The sequence below is a fragment of the Streptomyces sp. NBC_00461 genome (genome assembly GCF_036013935.1).
Lineage (GTDB): Bacteria > Actinomycetota > Actinomycetes > Streptomycetales > Streptomycetaceae > Streptomyces.
Map to the genome: position 1 here is coordinate 1753142 of NZ_CP107902.1, position 17739 is coordinate 1770880.

Here is a 17739-nt window from a genome sequence, read left to right on the forward strand (position 1 = left end):
CATGCGGGGACACGTCCGAGGAACTCGACCACGCCTCGCCCGACGCCACGCGCCCTCACCCGCCGCAGGACGAGCGGCCTACCTCACCCGATGTCAGGCGGATCGATCCGCACCCGAACCACCGCCTCCCCGGCCCCCCGAGCCATCCGCGCCGCCTGCGCAGCCTTCAGCGCCGACGCCAGCGCCGCCCCGCACCCCGGCGGCACCCGCACCAGGGCCCGGAGCCAGTGCTCCCCGGGAGGCGGCGCCCCCACCCGCCGCGGCCGCCCGGTCACCGTGACCGGCAACGGCACGGGCCCCAGCACCTCGGCCTCCCGCGGCAGTTCGACCGTACGCAGGAATTCGGCGACCGCCTCCCCCTCCCCGGACAGCGCCGCCATCCGCGACACCGGCGGAAAGCCGAGTTCGGCCCGCTCGGCGAGTTCCCGCACGGCATGGCCGACGGGGTCCCAGCGCACCAGCGCCTGCACGGGCCGCAGAGTCGGCTCTGCGACGACGACCACGGTGCCGTCGGCGCCCTGCGGCCGGACGAGCGAGGCGGCCGCCATCCATCGTCGCAGCGCGTCCTCACCGGCGCGCAGATCGGGCCGCCCGAGCATGGCCCAGCCGTCCAGCAGCAGCGCCGCCGCGTATCCGCCCTCGGCGACGGGCTCGGCCCCCGGCGTGCTCACGATCAGCGCGGGTGCGTCCGGCACGGTGTCCAGCACATGCTCACGTCCGGAGGTCCGCACCGGCACGGCGGGAAACGCCCGCCCCAGTTCCTCGGCCGTCCGCCGCGCCCCCACGACCTGCGCCCGCAACCTGAACCCGCCGCACTCCGGACAGTGCCAGCCGCTCTCGTCCCGTCCGCACCATCCGCAGCGCAGCGCGGCGCCCGCCTCCTGTCCCTCCATCGGCCCGGAGCAGTGCCGGCAGCGCGCGGGCGCCCGGCAGTTGGCACACGCCATCCGGGGGACGTACCCGCGCCGGGGCACCTGCACGAGCACCGGCCCGTGCCGCAACCCGTCTCTGACGGCCTGCCAGGCCAGGGTGGGCAGCCGGGCCGCCCGGGCGGCCTCGTCCCGCGCGAGATCCTGGTCCCCGACGGTCCGTACGAGCGGAGCGGCCGCCCGCACCTGTTCGCGTACGGCGACGAGCGGCAGGGCCCAGCCGCTCTCGACCAACTGCGCGGCCTCCACGGTGCAGCTCCAGCTGCCCAGCAGGAACCCGCACTTGTCCAGTGCGGCCCGCAGCAGCAGGACTTCCCGTGCGTGCGGCTGGGGCGCGTGCTGCTCGCTGTGGCTGTCGTCCCCGTCGTCCCAGATGGCGACGAGACCGAGATCCTGGACCGGTGCGAACATGGCGGCGCGGGTCCCGATGACGGCCCGCACCGCTCCCCGCCGCACCGCGAGCCACTCCCGGTACCGCTTCTCGGGTCCGGCGTCGGCGGTGAGCACCGCGTGCCGGCCCTCCCCCAGCAGCGCGGTCAGCGCCGCGTCGACCCGCGCGACCGCCCGCCCGTCCGGCAGCACGACCAGCGCGCCCCGACCGGAGGCCAGGGCCGCCGCCACGGCACGCGCCAGCTCGTCGCTCCACTCGGGTCCTGGCAGCGCGTTCCAGACCGCGCGGGGCGCGCCTCCCGACGCCAGCGACTCCAGAAACGCGGCCCCCCGCTCGTACCGCACCCAGGACCCCGCCTCCGGGATCCCCGGCGCCGGCAGTGGCTCGGGCGAGGGCCGCTGCTCGGCCCGCGCGCTGCGGGGCGGCACGGCCAGCTGAAGCACATCGGCAAGGCTTCCCGCGTACCGATCGGCAACGGCACGGGTCAGCCCCAGCAACTCCTCGCTCAGCACCCGCTCGGGAGAGACGACCTGGGCCAGCGCGGCCAGCGGCCCGGAGTAGTCGGACTCCGCGAGCCGCTCGACGAGAAACCCGTCGATCAACCCCCCGCCCTCACGCCGCCCGTCCCTCACCCGATGGCGCCCGGCCCCGAAGCGCACCCGCACCCGCACGCCGGGCTGCGCGTCCGCGTCCAGCTCCTCGGGCACGGCGTAGTCGAAGTACCGGTCAAGATGCAGCACGCCCTTGTCGACCAGGACCCGCGCGACGGGCAACTCCTTGGCCAGCGCGGCCCCTCGCCACGTCCGTGGCTTGGCCTTGGGCACCTCAGCCTTGCGCACACTCTCCCGGATCAACGCAAGCTGCTCGGGCGGCGCGCCCTCGGCCCCGCCGTCCACCGCCCCGTCCTCGCTGCTCACACCTGCATTCTTACCAAACGGCACTGACAACCGACGGCGGCCCAAGATCATGCGGACGGCGCATCACGACCCACGCATCCCGCCCCCGCATCATGATCTGCGCATCGCGAACTGCGCGCCACATGCGCCACAGACACACCGAGGCCCGGCCCCCCAAGGGAACCGGGCCTCGCCAAGCGTCGCGGAGCTTAGAGCCCCGCCGCCTTGCGCAGTGCGTCCACGCGGTCCGTCTTCTCCCAGGTGAACTCCGGGAGCTCGCGGCCGAAGTGGCCGTAGGCCGCGGTCTGGGCGTAGATCGGGCGGAGCAGGTCGAGGTCGCGGATGATCGCGGCCGGGCGGAGGTCGAAGACCTCGTCGATGGCCTTCTCGATCTGCTCGGTGTCGACCTTGGCGGTGCCGAAGGTCTCCACGAAGAGACCGACCGGCTCGGCCTTGCCGATGGCGTACGCGACCTGGACCTCGCAGCGGGAGGCCAGGCCGGCGGCGACGACGTTCTTCGCCACCCAGCGCATCGCGTACGCGGCGGAGCGGTCGACCTTGGACGGGTCCTTGCCGGAGAAGGCGCCGCCGCCGTGGCGGGCCATGCCGCCGTACGTGTCGATGATGATCTTGCGGCCGGTGAGGCCGGCGTCGCCCATCGGGCCGCCGATCTCGAAGCGGCCGGTGGGGTTGACCAGGAGGCGGTAGTTGTCCGTGTCCAGCTTGATGCCGTCGTCCAGGAGCGCCTTCAGCTCCGCCTCGACGACGAACTCGCGGATGTCGGGCGCCAGCAGCGACTCGAGGTCGATGTCGGAGGCGTGCTGCGAGGAGACGACCACCGTGTCGAGGCGGACGGCCTTGTCGCCGTCGTACTCGATGGTGACCTGCGTCTTGCCGTCGGGGCGCAGGTAGGGGATGGTGCCGTTCTTGCGGACCTCGGAGAGGCGCTTCGACAGGCGGTGCGCCAGGAAGATCGGCAGCGGCATCAGGGTGGGGGTCTCGTCGGTCGCGTAACCGAACATCAGACCCTGGTCGCCCGCGCCCTGGCGGTCCAGTTCGTCCTCGTCGCCCTCGACACGGTTCTCGTACGCCGTGTCGACGCCCTGCGCGATGTCCGGGGACTGCGCGCCGATGGACACCGAGACGCCGCATGAGGCGCCGTCGAAGCCCTTCTTGGAGGAGTCGTAGCCGATCTCGAGGATCTTGCTGCGGACCAGGGTCGCGATGTCCGCGTAGGTCTTGGTGGTGACCTCACCGGCGACATGGACGAGGCCGGTGGTGATCAGCGTCTCGACGGCGACCCGGGAAGTCGGGTCCTCGCGCAGAAGCGCGTCGAGAATGGTGTCGCTGATCTGGTCAGCGATCTTGTCGGGGTGACCCTCGGTCACGGACTCCGAGGTGAACAGGCGACGGGACACAACGCTCCCTGGGGTTGCAGCGGCTGCTGGCTGATCATTGGCGGACGGGCCCGGGGGCTGCGCCCGGCATCGTCCGAGAACAGTTTATCGGTCGTACTCGGTCATCGGCCTCCCTGTCTCGCCTCTCGGGAGGGCTGTGACCTGCGGCACGGGCATTCTGCCCAATTACGTGCGGCCTTGGCCAGGGCCGCCACGCCCCGGTGTCAGAGGTTTTCACGCCTCCGTGACAGAGGTTTGAGGGGACCGGGAAGCGACTGAAACATTCACCCGAGGCGTTCCGCCACCAGGTCCCAGACGGTTTCGGCCAACCTTTCCTTAGGACCGTGCGGTACGGGGGTCTCGGTGCCGTCGGCGCCCAGCACCACGGCCTCGTTCTCCTCGGAGCCGAAGGTCTTGCGCTCCCCCACCTCGTTCACCACCAGCAGGTCGCAGCCCTTGCGCTCCAGCTTGGTACGGCCGTTGGCCAGGACGTCGTCGGTCTCGGCGGCGAAGCCGACGATCACCTGTCCGGGGCGGGCACGCTCCGCCGAGATCTCCGCGAGGATGTCCGGATTCCGCACCAGCACGATGGGGTCCGGGTCCTGGCCGTCCTTCTTCTTGATCTTTCCGGCGGCGTATGTCTGCGGGCGGAAGTCCGCGACCGCGGCCGCCATCACGACGGCGTCGGCCTCAGGGGCCGCCTTCAGGACCGCCTCGCGCAGCTGCACGGCCGTGCCGACCTGAACGACGTCCACACCGGCCGGGTCGGGCAGCATGGTGTTCGCGGCGATGAGCGTGACGCGGGCGCCTCGCGCGGCGGCGGTGCGGGCGAGGGCGTAGCCCTGCTTGCCGGAGGAGCGGTTGCCGAGGAAGCGCACCGGGTCGAGGGGCTCGCGGGTGCCGCCGGCGCTGACCACGACGTGCCGGCCGGCGAGGTCTGGCTCCCGCACTCCCCTGGCGAGCACGCGGCGGCACACCTCGAAGATCTCCGCCGGGTCGGGCAGCCGCCCCTTGCCGGTGTCGACACCGGTCAGGCGGCCGACGGCCGGTTCGATGACGACGGCGCCGCGCCGCCGCAGAGTCGCCACGTTCTCCTGGGTGGCCGGGTGCTCCCACATCTCCGTATGCATGGCGGGCGCGAAGACGACCGGACAGCGGGCCGTCAGGAGCGTGTTGGTGAGCAGGTCGTCGGCCAGGCCGTGGGCGGCCTTCGCGAGGATGTCCGCGGTCGCCGGGGCGACGACGACCAGATCGGCATGCTGTCCGATGCGGACGTGCGGGACCTCGTGCACGTCGTCCCAGACCTCGGTGGAGACGGGATGGCCGGAGAGCGCGGACCAGGTGGCGGCGCCGACGAAGTGCAGCGCGGAGGCAGTGGGAACGACGCGGACGTCATGGCCCGACTCGGTCAGTCTGCGCAGCAGCTCACAGGCCTTGTAGGCGGCGATACCGCCGCTGACCCCCAGAACGACCTTCGGCCTGTCCACAGCGCCTCCCCGCACTCGACATCCGCACGCCACGGCTCCCGGCGCACGCACCCATCACACACCACAGGCCCGACAGTCGCGCTGCCGGGCCTGTGGAAAAGCCAACTGCAAACCGAAAATACTACTGCGCGGGGCCTTCGATGGCCTCGGACGTCAGCAGTCCGGCGTTGATCTCGCGCAGGGCGATCGAGAGCGGCTTCTCGTGGACGTGGGTGTCGACGAGCGGACCGACGTACTCGAGGAGGCCCTCGCCGAGCTGCGAGTAGTACGCGTTGATCTGGCGGGCACGCTTGGCCGCGTAGATCACGAGGCTGTACTTCGAGTCGGTGGCCTCGAGGAGCTCGTCGATCGGCGGGTTGATGATGCCCTCGGGCGCGGAGATGGAAGAGGACACGCTCTACCTTCCGATGGATGGGAAAAGATCGGTCGTGATCACATCACTTGTGATCACACAACATCCATCAAGGCTAGCAGCTCGCGAGCCACGTCCTCGACGGAGGTGTTGACCAAGGTCATGTCGAACTCCGGCTCGGCCGCCAGCTCGATCTTCGCCGCGTCAAGACGGCGCTCGATCACCTCGGGCGGCTCGGTTCCCCGCCCGGTGAGCCTGCGCACCAGCTCCTCCCAGGAGGGCGGAGCCAGGAACACCAGCCGGCCCTCCGGCATGGTCTCGCGGACCTGCCGGGCGCCCTGGAGGTCGATCTCCAGGAGAACGGGCACACCGTCCTCCAGGTGCTCCAGCACGGCGGCACGCGGGGTGCCGTAGCGGTTTCCGGCGAACTCGGCCCACTCCAGCAGCTCACCGTTGGCGATCAGCTTGTCCATCTCCTCGTCGGTGACGAAGAAGTAGTGGACGCCGTGCTTCTCGCCGGGGCGTGGCGCACGGGTCGTCGCCGACACCGAGAGCCAGACCTCGGGGTGTTGCCTGCGCATATGGGCGACGACCGTGCTCTTGCCGACCCCTGAGGGGCCGGAGAGCACGGTCAGCCGCGGACGTACGTCCGGGGGCTCGGGGGTCGTCCCCCGGAATGTTGCAGCCATACAGCGATTATTCCAGCAATCCCGGAGTGCCCGGGACTCCTGGTCCGGAGTAAGCCGGACTCAGGAGCCGGTGCTGCCGAACTCACGCTCCAGAGAGGCGATCTGGTTGGAACCGAGACCACGCACACGGCGGCTCTCGGAGATGCCCAGTCGCTCCATGATCTGCTTGGCGCGGACCTTGCCCACGCCCGGCAGCGACTCGAGCAGGGCGGAGACCTTCATCTTGCCGATGACGTCGTTTTCCTGGCCCTGCTTGATGACCTCGTGCAGGGAGGCGCCGGAGTGCTTGAGTCGATTCTTGACCTCGGCCCGCTCCCGGCGAGCCGCGGCGGCCTTTTCGAGCGCGGCTGCGCGCTGTTCAGGGGTAAGGGGCGGAAGAGCCACGCCTACGTCACCTCGGATGTCGAACTGTCGGATACGGACCGGTGAGGAACCTAGTCGCCCCACACCTGGGGAGCCACGAGCAACACGCTTGCCCGTTGACTCTCGTCGGAGACTAGCGGGCAAGTCCGCCAGAGTCAGCGAGAACAGCGGAAAAGTCCTGGTCAGCCTCCGTCAGGCCGGACATTTAGGACATAATGCCCAGGATTTGAGGATGTATTCAGACTCAAGCGGGCCTCGCACCACTCCTCCGACCACTCGTCGAAGGAGTCGAGCGAGCGTCTCGAACGCCTAAGACGACCGTCACGAACGTCTCATACGGTCGCCACGGCGGCCCTGATCTCCTCCGCGAAGCGGTCCGCGGCCGCGCGCAGCGCCCCGGCGTCGGGACCGTGCCGCAGCACCCCCCGGCTGACGTTCGGCACGACGTTGCGCACCGCCGCCCCGAAGACGCCGGGAAGGTCGGCCGCGGTGGCGCCCTGAGCTCCGATGCCGGGAGCCAGGAGCGGCCCGTTGATACCCAGGTCGTAGGACGACAGATCGCCCAGCGTGGCGCCCACGACGGCCCCGAAGGACCCCAGGGGCTCCTCCCCCTCGTTCTCGGCGGCGAGGTGCGCGAGCATCGTCGCTCCGACGTTCCGTCCGTCCGCGCGCATCGCGTGCTGCACCTCACCGCCCTCAGGGTTGGAGGTCAGCGCGAGCACGAACAGGCCCGAGCCGCTCTCCCGGGCGAGCGCGAGGGCCGGCGAGAGCGATCCGTAGCCGAGGTAGGGCGAGACGGTGAGCGCGTCCGAGAAGAGCGGGGAGTCCTTGCGCAGGAAGGTCTCGGCGTACGCGGCCATGGTCGAGCCGATGTCGCCGCGCTTGGCGTCCATCACGACCAGCGCCCCGGCCGCCCGGGCCTCTTCCACCGACTTCTCCAGGACGGCGATGCCACGGGAGCCGAAGCGCTCGAAGAACGCGCTCTGCGGCTTCAGGACGGCGACCCGGTCGGCGGTCGCCTCCACCACCGTGCGGCTGAACCGCTCCAGGCCCGCGACATCGTCGTTCAGGCCCCACTCGGCGAGCAGGGACGCGTGCGGGTCGATACCGACGCACAGCGGCCCACGCTCGTCCATGGCCCGGCGCAGACGGGTGCCGAAGGGTTCGAGAGCACTCACGTGGTCTTCCTTACGTCGGCGCCGACCGCGTCGGCGAGGGTGGCGTACGGGCTGGTGGCGAGGCGGGCGGCGAGGCCCTTGTGGATGGCGCGCCCCCAGAAGGGGCCCTCGTAGATGAAGGCGCTGTAGCCCTGGACAAGGGTGGCGCCGGCCAGGATGCGCTGCCAGGCGTCCTCGGCGTTCTCGATGCCGCCGACCCCCACCAGGGTGATGCGGTCGCCCACGCGCGCGTAGAGGCGGCGCAGCACCTCCAGGGAGCGGGCCTTCAGGGGCGCGCCGGACAGCCCGCCGGTCTCCTTCACCAGCGAGGGTTCGGATTTCAAACCGAGCCCCTCGCGCGCGATGGTGGTGTTCGTGGCGATGATCCCGTCCAGGCCGAGTTCGACGGCGAGGTCGGCGACGGCGTCGACGTCCTCGTCGGCGAGGTCCGGCGCGATCTTCACGAGCAGCGGGACACGGCGGGAGGTCACCGTACGGTCGGCGGCCTCGCGCACGGCGCTCAGCAGCGGGCGCAGCGCCTCGGTGGCCTGCAGGTTGCGCAGCCCGGGGGTGTTCGGGGACGAGACGTTCACGACCAGGTAGTCGGCATACGGCGCCAGCCGCTCGGCGGACTTCACGTAGTCCGCGGCGGCCTCGTCCTCGGGGACGACCTTGGTCTTGCCGATGTTGACGCCCACGACGGTCCGGAAGACCGGCTCACGGGACGCCAGACGGGCCGCCACCGCCAGCGAGCCCTCGTTGTTGAAGCCCATGCGGTTGATCAGCGCCCGGTCCTTCACGAGCCGGAACAGCCGCTTTTGGGGGTTGCCGGGCTGTGCCTCCCCGGTCACGGTGCCGATCTCGACGTGATCGAAGCCGAGCATCGACATGCCGTCGATCGCGACCGCGTTCTTGTCGAAGCCGGCGGCGAGCCCGAAGGGGCCGTGCATGCGCAGCCCGAACGCCTCGGTGCGCAGTTCCTTGTGGCGGGGGGCGAGTGCGGCCGCGACGAAGGTGCGCAGCACGGGGACGCGGACGGCGAGGCGGATCCAGCGGAAGGCCAGGTAGTGGGCCCGCTCCGGGTCCATCCGCTGGAAGACGAGGTTGAAGAAGATCTTGTACATGGTGTCCTCACGAAGAGGGGGACACCGTTTCCGGTGTCCCCCTCAGGGCTGCTAGTCGCGGGCCGCGGTCAGGTGTTCCGCGTGTTCCTGGAGCGAACGGACGCCCACGTCACCGTGGTTGAGGGCGTCGATGCCCTGTACGGCGGCGGCGAGCGCCTGGACCGTCGTCAGGCACGGGACCGACCGTGCCACGGCCGCCGTACGGATCTCGTAGCCGTCGAGGCGGCCGCCGGTGCCGTACGGGGTGTTGACGATGAGGTCGACCTCGCCGTCGTGGATGAGCTGGACGATGGTCTTCTCGCCGTTCGGGCCGGTGCCCTCGGACTGCTTGCGAACGACCGTGGCGTTGAGGCCGTTGCGCCTGAGGACCTCGGCGGTGCCGGAGGTGGCGAGCAGCTCGAAGCCGTGGGCGACCAGCTCGCGCGCCGGGAAGATCATCGAGCGCTTGTCGCGGTTGGCGACCGAGATGAACGCGCGGCCCTTGGTCGGCAGCGGGCCGTAGGCGCCCGCCTGCGACTTGGCGTACGCCGTGCCGAAGACGGAGTCGATGCCCATGACCTCGCCGGTGGAGCGCATCTCCGGGCCGAGGACCGTGTCGACACCGCGGCCGTGGATGTCGCGGAAGCGCGACCACGGCATGACGGCCTCCTTGACGGAGATCGGCGCGTCGAGCGGGAGCTCGCCGCCGTCGCCCTTCGCCGGAAGCAGTCCCTCGGCCCGCAGTTCGGCGACGGTCGCGCCCAGGGAGATCCGGGCGGCGGCCTTCGCCAGCGGGACCGCGGTCGCCTTCGAGGTGAAGGGGACGGTGCGGGACGCGCGCGGGTTGGCCTCCAGGACGTAGAGGATGTCGCCGGCCATCGCGAACTGGATGTTGATCAGGCCGCGTACGCCGACGCCCTTGGCGATGGCCTCCGTCGAGGCCCGCAGGCGCTTGATGTCGAAGCCGCCCAGGGTGATCGGGGGCAGCGCGCACGCCGAGTCGCCGGAGTGGATGCCGGCCTCCTCGATGTGCTCCATCACGCCGCCGAGGTAGAGCTCGGTGCCGTCGTAGAGCGCGTCGACGTCGATCTCGATCGCGTCGTCGAGGAAGCGGTCGACCAGGACCGGCCGGGAGGGACTGATCTCGGTCGACTCGGCGATGTAGGACGACAGCCGGGTCTCGTCGTAGACGATCTCCATGCCGCGCCCGCCGAGGACGTACGACGGCCTCACGAGGACCGGGTAGCCGATCTCGTCGGCGATGGCCTTGGCCTCGGCGAAGGTCGTGGCGGTGCCGTGCTTGGGGGCCGGGAGGCCGGCTTCCGCCAGCACGCGCCCGAACGCGCCCCGGTCCTCGGCCGCGTGGATGGCCTCCGGCGGGGTGCCCACGATCGGCACGCCGTTGTCCTTGAGCGCCTGCGACAGACCCAGCGGCGTCTGGCCGCCCAGCTGCACGATCACACCCGCGACCGGGCCGGCCTGCTGCTCCGCGTGGACGATCTCCAGTACGTCTTCCAGCGTCAGCGGCTCGAAGTACAGACGGTCGGAGGTGTCGTAGTCCGTGGAGACGGTCTCCGGGTTGCAGTTGACCATCACCGTCTCGTAGCCCGCGTCGCTCAGCGCGAAGGACGCGTGGACGCACGAGTAGTCGAACTCGATGCCCTGGCCGATGCGGTTGGGGCCGGAGCCCAGGATGATGACGGCCGGCTTCTCGCGCCGCGCGACCTCGGTCTCCTCGTCGTAGGAGGAGTAGAAGTACGGCGTCTTCGCGGCGAACTCGGCGGCACAGGTGTCGACCGTCTTGTAGACCGGGCGGATGCCGAGAGCGTGCCGGACCTCGCGGACGACATCCTCGCGCAGGCCGCGGATCTCAGCGACCTGCTGGTCCGAGAAGCCGTGCCGCTTGGCCTCGGCCAGCAGATCCCGGGTCAGCTCCGGCGCCTCGGCCAGCTCGTCCGCGATCTCCTTGATCAGGAAGAGCTGGTCGACGAACCAGGGATCGATCTTCGTGTACTCGAAGACCTCCTGAGGCGTGGCGCCCGCGCGGATGGCCTGCATGACGGCGTTGATACGGCCGTCGGTGGGCCGTACGGCCTCTTCGAGGAGGAGCGTCTTGTCGCCGGGCTCGCCGACGAAGGTGAACTGGCTGCCCTTCTTCTCCAGCGAGCGCAGCGCCTTCTGGAAGGCCTCGGTGAAGTTGCGGCCGATGGCCATGGCCTCGCCGACCGACTTCATTGTCGTGGTGAGGGTGGAGTCGGCCTGCGGGAACTTCTCGAAGGCGAAGCGCGGGGCCTTCACGACCACGTAGTCGAGCGTCGGCTCGAAGGAGGCCGGGGTCTCCTTCGTGATGTCGTTCGGGATCTCGTCGAGGGTGTAGCCGACGGCGAGCTTGGCCGCGATCTTGGCGATCGGGAAGCCGGTCGCCTTGGAGGCGAGGGCCGAGGACCGGGACACGCGCGGGTTCATCTCGATGACGATCACGCGACCGTCCTCGGGGTTCACCGCGAACTGGATGTTGCAGCCGCCGGTGTCGACGCCGACCTCGCGGATCACGGCGATGCCGATGTCCCGCAGGATCTGGTACTCGCGGTCGGTCAGCGTCATCGCGGGCGCGACGGTGATCGAGTCGCCGGTGTGCACGCCCATGGGGTCGAAGTTCTCGATGGAGCAGACGACCACGACGTTGTCGTGCTTGTCGCGCATCAGCTCCAGCTCGTACTCCTTCCAGCCGAGGATGGACTCCTCCAGGAGCACCTCGGTGGTCGGCGAGAGCGTGAGGCCCTGCCCTGCGATGCGGCGCAGCTCCTCCTCGTCGTGCGCGAAGCCGGAGCCGGCGCCGCCCATGGTGAAGGAGGGCCGGACGACGACCGGGTAGCCGCCGAGCGTCTCGACGCCCCCGAGGACGTCCTCCATGGAGTGGCAGATGACCGAGCGGGCGGACTCGCCGTGGCCGATCTTCTGGCGGACGGCCTCGACGACACCCTTGAAGAGGTCGCGGTCCTCGCCCTTGTTGATGGCCTCGACGTTGGCGCCGATCAGCTCGACGCCGTACTTGTCGAGCGTGCCCGCCTCGTGCAGCGAGATGGCCGTGTTGAGGGCCGTCTGGCCGCCCAGGGTGGGCAGCAGGGTGTCCGGGCGCTCCTTGGCGATGATCTTCTCGACGTACTCCGGGGTGATCGGCTCGACGTACGTGGCGTCGGCGATCTCCGGGTCGGTCATGATCGTCGCCGGGTTGGAGTTCACGAGGATGACCCTGAGGCCCTCGGCGCGAAGGATGCGGCACGCCTGGGTGCCGGAGTAGTCGAACTCGGCGGCCTGCCCGATGACGATCGGGCCGGAGCCGATGACCAGGACGGACTGGATATCGGTGCGCTTAGGCACGCTGGCCCTCCATCGGGACTGTGCTCATCAAAGAGGTGAAGCGGTCGAACAGGTAGGCGGCGTCGTGCGGGCCCGCTGCCGCTTCGGGGTGGTACTGGACGGAGAAGGCCGGCTGGTCGAGCAGCTGGAGCCCCTCCACGACGTTGTCGTTCAGGCAGACGTGCGAGACCTTGACGCGCCCGAACCTGGTCTCGCTGACCTGGTCGAGCGGCGCGTCCACGGCGAAGCCGTGGTTGTGCGCGGTGACCTCGACCTTGCCGGTCGTCCGGTCCTGGACGGGCTGGTTGATGCCCCGGTGGCCGTACTTCAGCTTGTAGGTGCCGAAGCCGAGCGCCCGCCCGAGGATCTGGTTGCCGAAGCAGATGCCGAACAGCGGCGTCTTCCGCTCCAGGACCGCGGTCATCAGCGCGACCGGGCCGTCGGCGGTCGCCGGGTCGCCGGGCCCGTTGGAGAAGAAGACCCCGTCGGGGGCGACGGCGTAGACGTCCTCCTCGGTGGCCGTGGCCGGCAGCACATGCACCTCGATGCCGCGCTCCGCCATGCGGTGCGGGGTCATGCCCTTGATGCCGAGGTCGATCGCAGCGACGGTGAACTTCTTCTCGCCGACCGCGGGGACGACGTACGTCTCCTTGGTGGCGACCTCCTCGAAGAGGCTGGCGCCCTTCATGTGCGGCTGGGCCTGCACGCGCGCGACGAGCTCGGACTCGGCGGCGATCGCCTCGCCGGAGAAGATCCCGGAGCGCATGGAGCCGCGCTCGCGCAGGTGGCGGGTGAGCGCGCGGGTGTCGATGCCGCTGATGCCGACGATGCCCTGCGCCACCAGCTCGTCGTCCAGGGAGCGCTTGGCGCGCCAGTTGGACGGCACGCGCGCGGGGTCGCGCACGACATAGCCGGAGACCCAGATGCGGCTCGACTCGTCGTCCTCGTCGTTCCAGCCGGTGTTGCCGATCTGCGGGGCGGTCGCGACGACGATCTGGCGGTCGTACGACGGGTCGGTCAGAGTCTCCTGGTAGCCGGTCATGCCGGTGGAGAACACGGCCTCGCCGAAGGTCTCCCCCACGGCCCCGTAGGCACGGCCGCGGAAGATCCGGCCGTCCTCCAGGACGAGTACGGCGGGAACCTTGGAGGCTCCCCTTGTGGAGGTCGTCATCGTGCGCCTTCCGTTTCCGTCTTGTTGATCATGGAGTTGATGGTGTCGACCCACTCGGTGTGCTCGGCCGCCCGGTCGGAGCGGAACCCGGAGTCGATCAGTCGTTCGCCGTGCGCCCAGGTCACCACCAGCAGCCCGCCCTCGGTCAGGACCTTGCCGGCGATGCCCTTGTCCAGCCGGGCCTCGCGCAGAGCCGCCAGGGGGACGAAGAAATCCGTCGCCCCGGGCCGTACGACGTCCAGACCCGTGTCCGTCAGCGTGAGCTCGACCCGGCTGCGGGTGCCGAGGCCGTGCGCCACGATGCGGTCCAGCCACTGACCGGCGGTCGTGGAGCCGTGGTAGCGGCCGCTCATCGTCAGTCTCACCTCGCCGGGCTCTTCCGGCGCGGTGGGCAGCTCGGGGACGTCGCCCTGGAGCGTGCCGCGCCACTTCCAGCCCTCGCGCATCAGCCAGTAGACGAGCGCGACGAAGAGGGCGAGCCCGACGAGCCAGCCCGCGCGGGCGGCCCAGTCGGTCACCTCGGCCGACTTCTTCTCGGCGGCGAGTGCGGTCGAGAGTCCGGCGGCGAGCAGAGTTGCAGGTGTCACGTGAGCTTCCCGTCGACGAGCGTGGCCTTGCCCCGGAGCCACGTGTGCGTGACACGGCCCGGCAGCTCACGCCCTTCGTACGGGGTGTTGCGGCTGCGCGAGGCGAAGCCCGCGGGGTCCACCGACCCACGGTATTCCGTGTCGACGAGCGTGAGGTTGGCGGGCTCACCAGCCGAGACGGGACGCCCGTGCCCCTGTGCCCGCCCGATGTCGGCGGGCTTGACGGACATGCGCTCGGCGACCCCGGCCCAGGTGAGGAGCCCGGTGTCCACCATGGTCTCCTGCACCACTGACAACGCGGTCTCCAGACCCACCATGCCCATGGCGGCCGCGGCCCACTCGCAGTCCTTGTCCTCGTGCGGGTGCGGGGCGTGGTCGGTGGCGACGATGTCGATCGTGCCGTCGGCGAGCGCCTCGCGCAGGGCGAGCACGTCGCGCTCGGTGCGCAGCGGCGGGTTGACCTTGTAGACCGGGTTGTACGACCGCACCAGCTCGTCCGTGAGGAGCAGGTGGTGCGGGGTGACCTCGGCGGTGACGTCGATGCCGCGGGACTTGGCCCAGCGGACGATCTCGACGGACCCGGCGGTCGACAGGTGGCAGATGTGGACGCGGGAGCCGACGTGCTCGGCGAGCAGGACATCCCGGGCGATGATCGATTCTTCGGCCACCGCGGGCCAGCCCCCGAGCCCCAGCTCGGCCGAGACGATGCCCTCGTTCATCTGGGCGCCCTCGGTCAGCCGCGGCTCCTGCGCGTGCTGGGCGACGACCCCGCCGAAGGCCTTCACGTACTCCAGGGCGCGCCGCATGATCACGGCGTCGTCCACGCACTTGCCGTCGTCGGAGAAGACGGTGACGCCCGCCGCCGACTCGTGCATGGCGCCCAGCTCGGCGAGCTTCTTGCCCTCCAGGCCGACGGTGACGGCGCCGATGGGCTGCACATCGCAGTAGCCGTGCTCGCGGCCCAGCCGCCAGACCTGCTCGACGACGCCGGCGGTGTCGGCGACCGGGAAGGTGTTGGCCATGGCGAAGACGGCCGTGTACCCGCCGCTCGCCGCCGCGCGCGTGCCGGTCAGGACGGTCTCGGAGTCCTCGCGGCCCGGCTCACGCAGGTGGGTGTGCAGATCGACGAGCCCCGGCAGGAGCACCTTGCCGCCGGCCTCGACCACCTCGGCGCCCTCGTCGGAGAGCCCCGTCCCGACGGCCTCGATGACCTCACCGTCGATCAGCACGTCCTGCGGCTCGCCGCCGAGCACCTTCGCACCACGGATCAGGATCTTGCTCATGGTTCTTACTTCTCCTCGATGGTGCGGGCGTGGGTGACGGCGGGTTCGTTGCCACCGAGCAGCAGGTACAGGACGGCCATCCGGATGGACACTCCGTTTGCGACCTGCTCGACGACGGTGCAGCGGTCGGAGTCGGCGACCTCCGCGGTGATCTCCATGCCGCGGACCATCGGGCCGGGGTGCATCACGATGGCGTGCTCGGGCATCCGCGCCATGCGCTCGCCGTCGAGGCCGTAGCGCCGCGAGTACTCGCGCTCGGTCGGGAAGAAGGCGGCGTTCATGCGCTCGCGCTGGACGCGGAGCATCATCACGGCGTCGGACTTGGGGAGTACGGCGTCGAGGTCGTAGGACACCTCGCAGGGCCAGCGCTCGACGCCGACCGGCACCAGCGTGGGCGGGGCGACGAGGGTGACCTCGGCGCCGAGGGTGTGCAGCAGGTCGACGTTGGAGCGGGCGACCCGGCTGTGCAGGACGTCCCCGACGATCGTGATCCGCTTGCCGGACAGGTCCTGTCCCAGGCCGGCGTCCCGGCCCACCAGACGGCGGCGCATGGTGAACGCGTCGAGCAGGGCCTGCGTGGGGTGCTGGTGGGTGCCGTCACCGGCGTTGATGACGGCGGCGTCGATCCAGCCCGAGGTGGCGAGGCGGTACGGCGCTCCGGAGGCGCCGTGCCGGATGACCACGGCGTCGACGCCCATGGCCTCCAGGGTCTGGGCGGTGTCCTTCAGGGACTCGCCCTTGGAGACGCTCGACCCCTTGGCGGTGAAGTTGATGACGTCCGCGGACAGGCGCTTCTCGGCGGCTTCGAAGGAGATACGCGTGCGCGTGGAGTCCTCGAAGAAGAGGTTGACGACGGTGCGGCCGCGCAGGGTCGGCAGTTTCTTGATCGGCCGGTCGGCGACCCTGGCCATCTCCTCGGCGGTGTCGAGGATCAGGACGGCGTCGTCGCGGGTGAGGTCGGCGGCCGAGATGAGATGACGCTGCATCTGTCAGGCTCCGTAAGGCAGTTCAGGTTTGGGAGATTCCGGGCAGGCGGGCTCGTGCAGGGGCGCACTGAGCAGGCGTACGGCGGTGACGTACGCGCGCGTGCTACTGCTGCTCGCCCGGGGCGGCCGGCTTGGCACCGAGCAGCACGGTGTCGCGACCGTCCTCCTCGGCGAGCTGGACCTTGACCGTCTCCCGCAACGACGTGGGGAGGTTCTTGCCGACATAGTCGGCGCGGATGGGCAGTTCGCGGTGGCCGCGGTCGACGAGGACCGCGAGCTGCACCGCGCGCGGACGCCCGATGTCGTTCAGGCCGTCGAGGGCTGCGCGGATGGTGCGGCCGGAGAAGAGCACGTCGTCGACGAGGACGACAAGGCGGCCGTCGATGCCGTCACCGGGGATCTCGGTGCGGGCCAGCGCACGCGGGGGATGCATGCGCAGGTCGTCGCGGTACATGGTGATGTCGAGCGAACCGACGGGAATCTTCCGGTCGGTGATCTCCTCCAGCTTGGCGGCGAGCCGCTGCGCGAGGAAGACGCCCCGGGTCGGAATGCCGAGGAGCACCACGTCGTCGGCGCCCTTGGCGCGCTCGACGATCTCGTGGGCGATGCGGGTCAACACCCGCGCGATGTCGGGGCCTTCGAGAACGGGCCGGGCATCGGAGCCTTGCGTGTCCTGCTTGTCCTGCATGTCCATAAGAAACGGACCTCCTTCTCCGCCTCACGGGACGGACCTTAAAGGACGTCGGATTTGCGCCATCCACGGTAGCAGGCCCTGACGACGCCCCTGATCACCCCCCTGGCGTAATCAGCCACCGCGGCCCCGGAAGAGTCGGTGTGGACCATTCGGCTTGACGCGCGAGAGTTACGCTGCGTAACCTCACAGTGAGTTACCAGACGCGCGGCTCGGACCCTCTGCAGCCGCGTCGACACAGTGTCCGGGGAGCTATATGTCCAGCGAATACGCCAAGCAGCTCGGGGCCAAGCTCCGGGCCATCCGCACCCAGCAGGGCCTTTCACTCCACGGTGTCGAGGAGAAGAGCCAGGGACGCTGGAAGGCGGTCGTGGTCGGTTCGTACGAGCGCGGTGACCGTGCCGTGACCGTACAGCGCCTCGCCGAACTGGCGGATTTCTACGGGGTCCCGGTGCAGGAACTCCTGCCGGGCACCACCCCCGGCGGCGCCGCCGAGCCGCCGCCGAAGCTGGTCCTGGACCTGGAGCGGCTGGCGACCGTGCCGGCCGAGAAGGCGGGCCCGCTGCAGAGGTACGCGGCGACGATCCAGTCGCAGCGCGGCGATTACAACGGCAAGGTGCTGTCGATCCGCCAGGACGACCTGCGCACACTCGCCGTCATCTACGACCAGTCCCCCTCGGTCCTCACCGAGCAGCTGATCAACTGGGGCGTGCTGGACGCGGACGCCCGCCGCGCGGTCGCCCACGAAGAGGTCTGACAGCTTTCAGCAGAAACGTGCCGCCGGGGGTGGCCGGAACTTCACTGTTCCGGCCACCCCGGCGGCTTTCTGCGGCCCTCGACGGCCTCGCGGGCATGGGAACGCCAGGGGGCCCGCAGTAATCACACTGCGGGCCCCCT

The 17739-nt window shown here is 70.4% G+C and carries 15 protein-coding genes; 1 reads left to right on the forward strand and 14 read right to left on the reverse strand.

Translation table 11 applies throughout. From position 1 onward, the window contains the following. Positions 1-83 precede the first annotated feature (83 nt). The 14 genes from OG870_RS08480 to pyrR form a co-directional block, all read right to left on the reverse strand. On the reverse strand, positions 84-2237 hold the full coding sequence (locus tag OG870_RS08480) for a primosomal protein N' (RefSeq protein WP_266923441.1): 2154 nt from the start codon (positions 2235-2237) through the stop codon (positions 84-86). A 188-nt stretch (positions 2238-2425) separates the two neighbouring features. Beyond that, entirely contained in the window at positions 2426-3634 is a 1209-nt protein-coding gene (gene metK, locus OG870_RS08485) for a methionine adenosyltransferase (RefSeq protein ID WP_266510623.1), read from the reverse strand. 263 nt (positions 3635-3897) lie between these two features. Further along, positions 3898-5100, reverse strand: a complete 1203-nt coding sequence (coaBC, locus tag OG870_RS08490; RefSeq protein ID WP_327690796.1) for a bifunctional phosphopantothenoylcysteine decarboxylase/phosphopantothenate--cysteine ligase CoaBC — start codon at positions 5098-5100, stop codon at positions 3898-3900. Between the two features lie 121 nt (positions 5101-5221). Next, positions 5222-5494: a DNA-directed RNA polymerase subunit omega gene (gene rpoZ, locus OG870_RS08495; RefSeq protein WP_003977348.1), complete on the reverse strand. Its 273-nt coding sequence runs from the start codon at positions 5492-5494 to the stop codon at positions 5222-5224. A 53-nt stretch (positions 5495-5547) separates the two neighbouring features. After that, positions 5548-6141, reverse strand: a complete 594-nt coding sequence (gene gmk, locus OG870_RS08500; RefSeq protein ID WP_266510627.1) for a guanylate kinase — start codon at positions 6139-6141, stop codon at positions 5548-5550. Between the two features lie 60 nt (positions 6142-6201). Continuing rightward, complete coding sequence (locus OG870_RS08505; RefSeq protein WP_003977346.1) at positions 6202-6525, reverse strand: integration host factor; 324 nt, start codon at positions 6523-6525, stop codon at positions 6202-6204. Positions 6526-6836: 311 nt separating this feature from the next. Further along, positions 6837-7682 (reverse strand): orotidine-5'-phosphate decarboxylase, encoded by an 846-nt coding sequence (pyrF, locus tag OG870_RS08510; protein WP_266510629.1) that lies wholly within the window; start codon positions 7680-7682, stop codon positions 6837-6839. Further along, entirely contained in the window at positions 7679-8785 is a 1107-nt protein-coding gene (locus OG870_RS08515; RefSeq protein ID WP_266510631.1) for a quinone-dependent dihydroorotate dehydrogenase, read from the reverse strand. The genes pyrF and OG870_RS08515 overlap by 4 nt, the downstream gene beginning before the upstream one ends. Before the next feature lie 51 nt (positions 8786-8836). Then, a complete protein-coding gene (gene carB, locus OG870_RS08520; RefSeq protein ID WP_266510633.1) occupies positions 8837-12145 on the reverse strand; it encodes a carbamoyl-phosphate synthase large subunit in 3309 nt (1102 codons plus the stop codon). Then, positions 12138-13295 carry a glutamine-hydrolyzing carbamoyl-phosphate synthase small subunit gene (gene carA / locus OG870_RS08525; protein ID WP_266510635.1) on the reverse strand — a complete coding sequence of 386 codons (1158 nt, stop codon included), beginning with the start codon at positions 13293-13295 and terminating at the stop codon, positions 12138-12140. Before carA ends, carB begins: the two co-directional genes overlap by 8 nt. Continuing rightward, positions 13292-13882, reverse strand: coding sequence for a PH-like domain-containing protein (locus tag OG870_RS08530; RefSeq protein WP_266510637.1), 591 nt, complete (start codon positions 13880-13882; stop codon positions 13292-13294). Before OG870_RS08530 ends, carA begins: the two co-directional genes overlap by 4 nt. Continuing rightward, positions 13879-15165: a dihydroorotase gene (locus OG870_RS08535; RefSeq protein WP_266510639.1), complete on the reverse strand. Its 1287-nt coding sequence runs from the start codon at positions 15163-15165 to the stop codon at positions 13879-13881. Before OG870_RS08535 ends, OG870_RS08530 begins: the two co-directional genes overlap by 4 nt. 5 nt (positions 15166-15170) lie before the next feature. Next, positions 15171-16151, reverse strand: coding sequence for an aspartate carbamoyltransferase catalytic subunit (locus tag OG870_RS08540; RefSeq protein WP_266510641.1), 981 nt, complete (start codon positions 16149-16151; stop codon positions 15171-15173). A gap of 103 nt (positions 16152-16254) precedes the next feature. Next, entirely contained in the window at positions 16255-16845 is a 591-nt protein-coding gene (gene pyrR / locus OG870_RS08545) for a bifunctional pyr operon transcriptional regulator/uracil phosphoribosyltransferase PyrR (RefSeq protein ID WP_266510643.1), read from the reverse strand. A gap of 253 nt (positions 16846-17098) precedes the next feature. Between pyrR and bldD the strand changes: the two genes are divergently transcribed. Beyond that, the gene (gene bldD, locus OG870_RS08550; RefSeq protein WP_266510645.1) at positions 17099-17599 is read left to right on the forward strand and encodes a transcriptional regulator BldD; all 501 of its coding nucleotides are present in this window, start codon (positions 17099-17101) and stop codon (positions 17597-17599) included. The last annotated feature ends 140 nt before the right edge of the window (positions 17600-17739 follow it).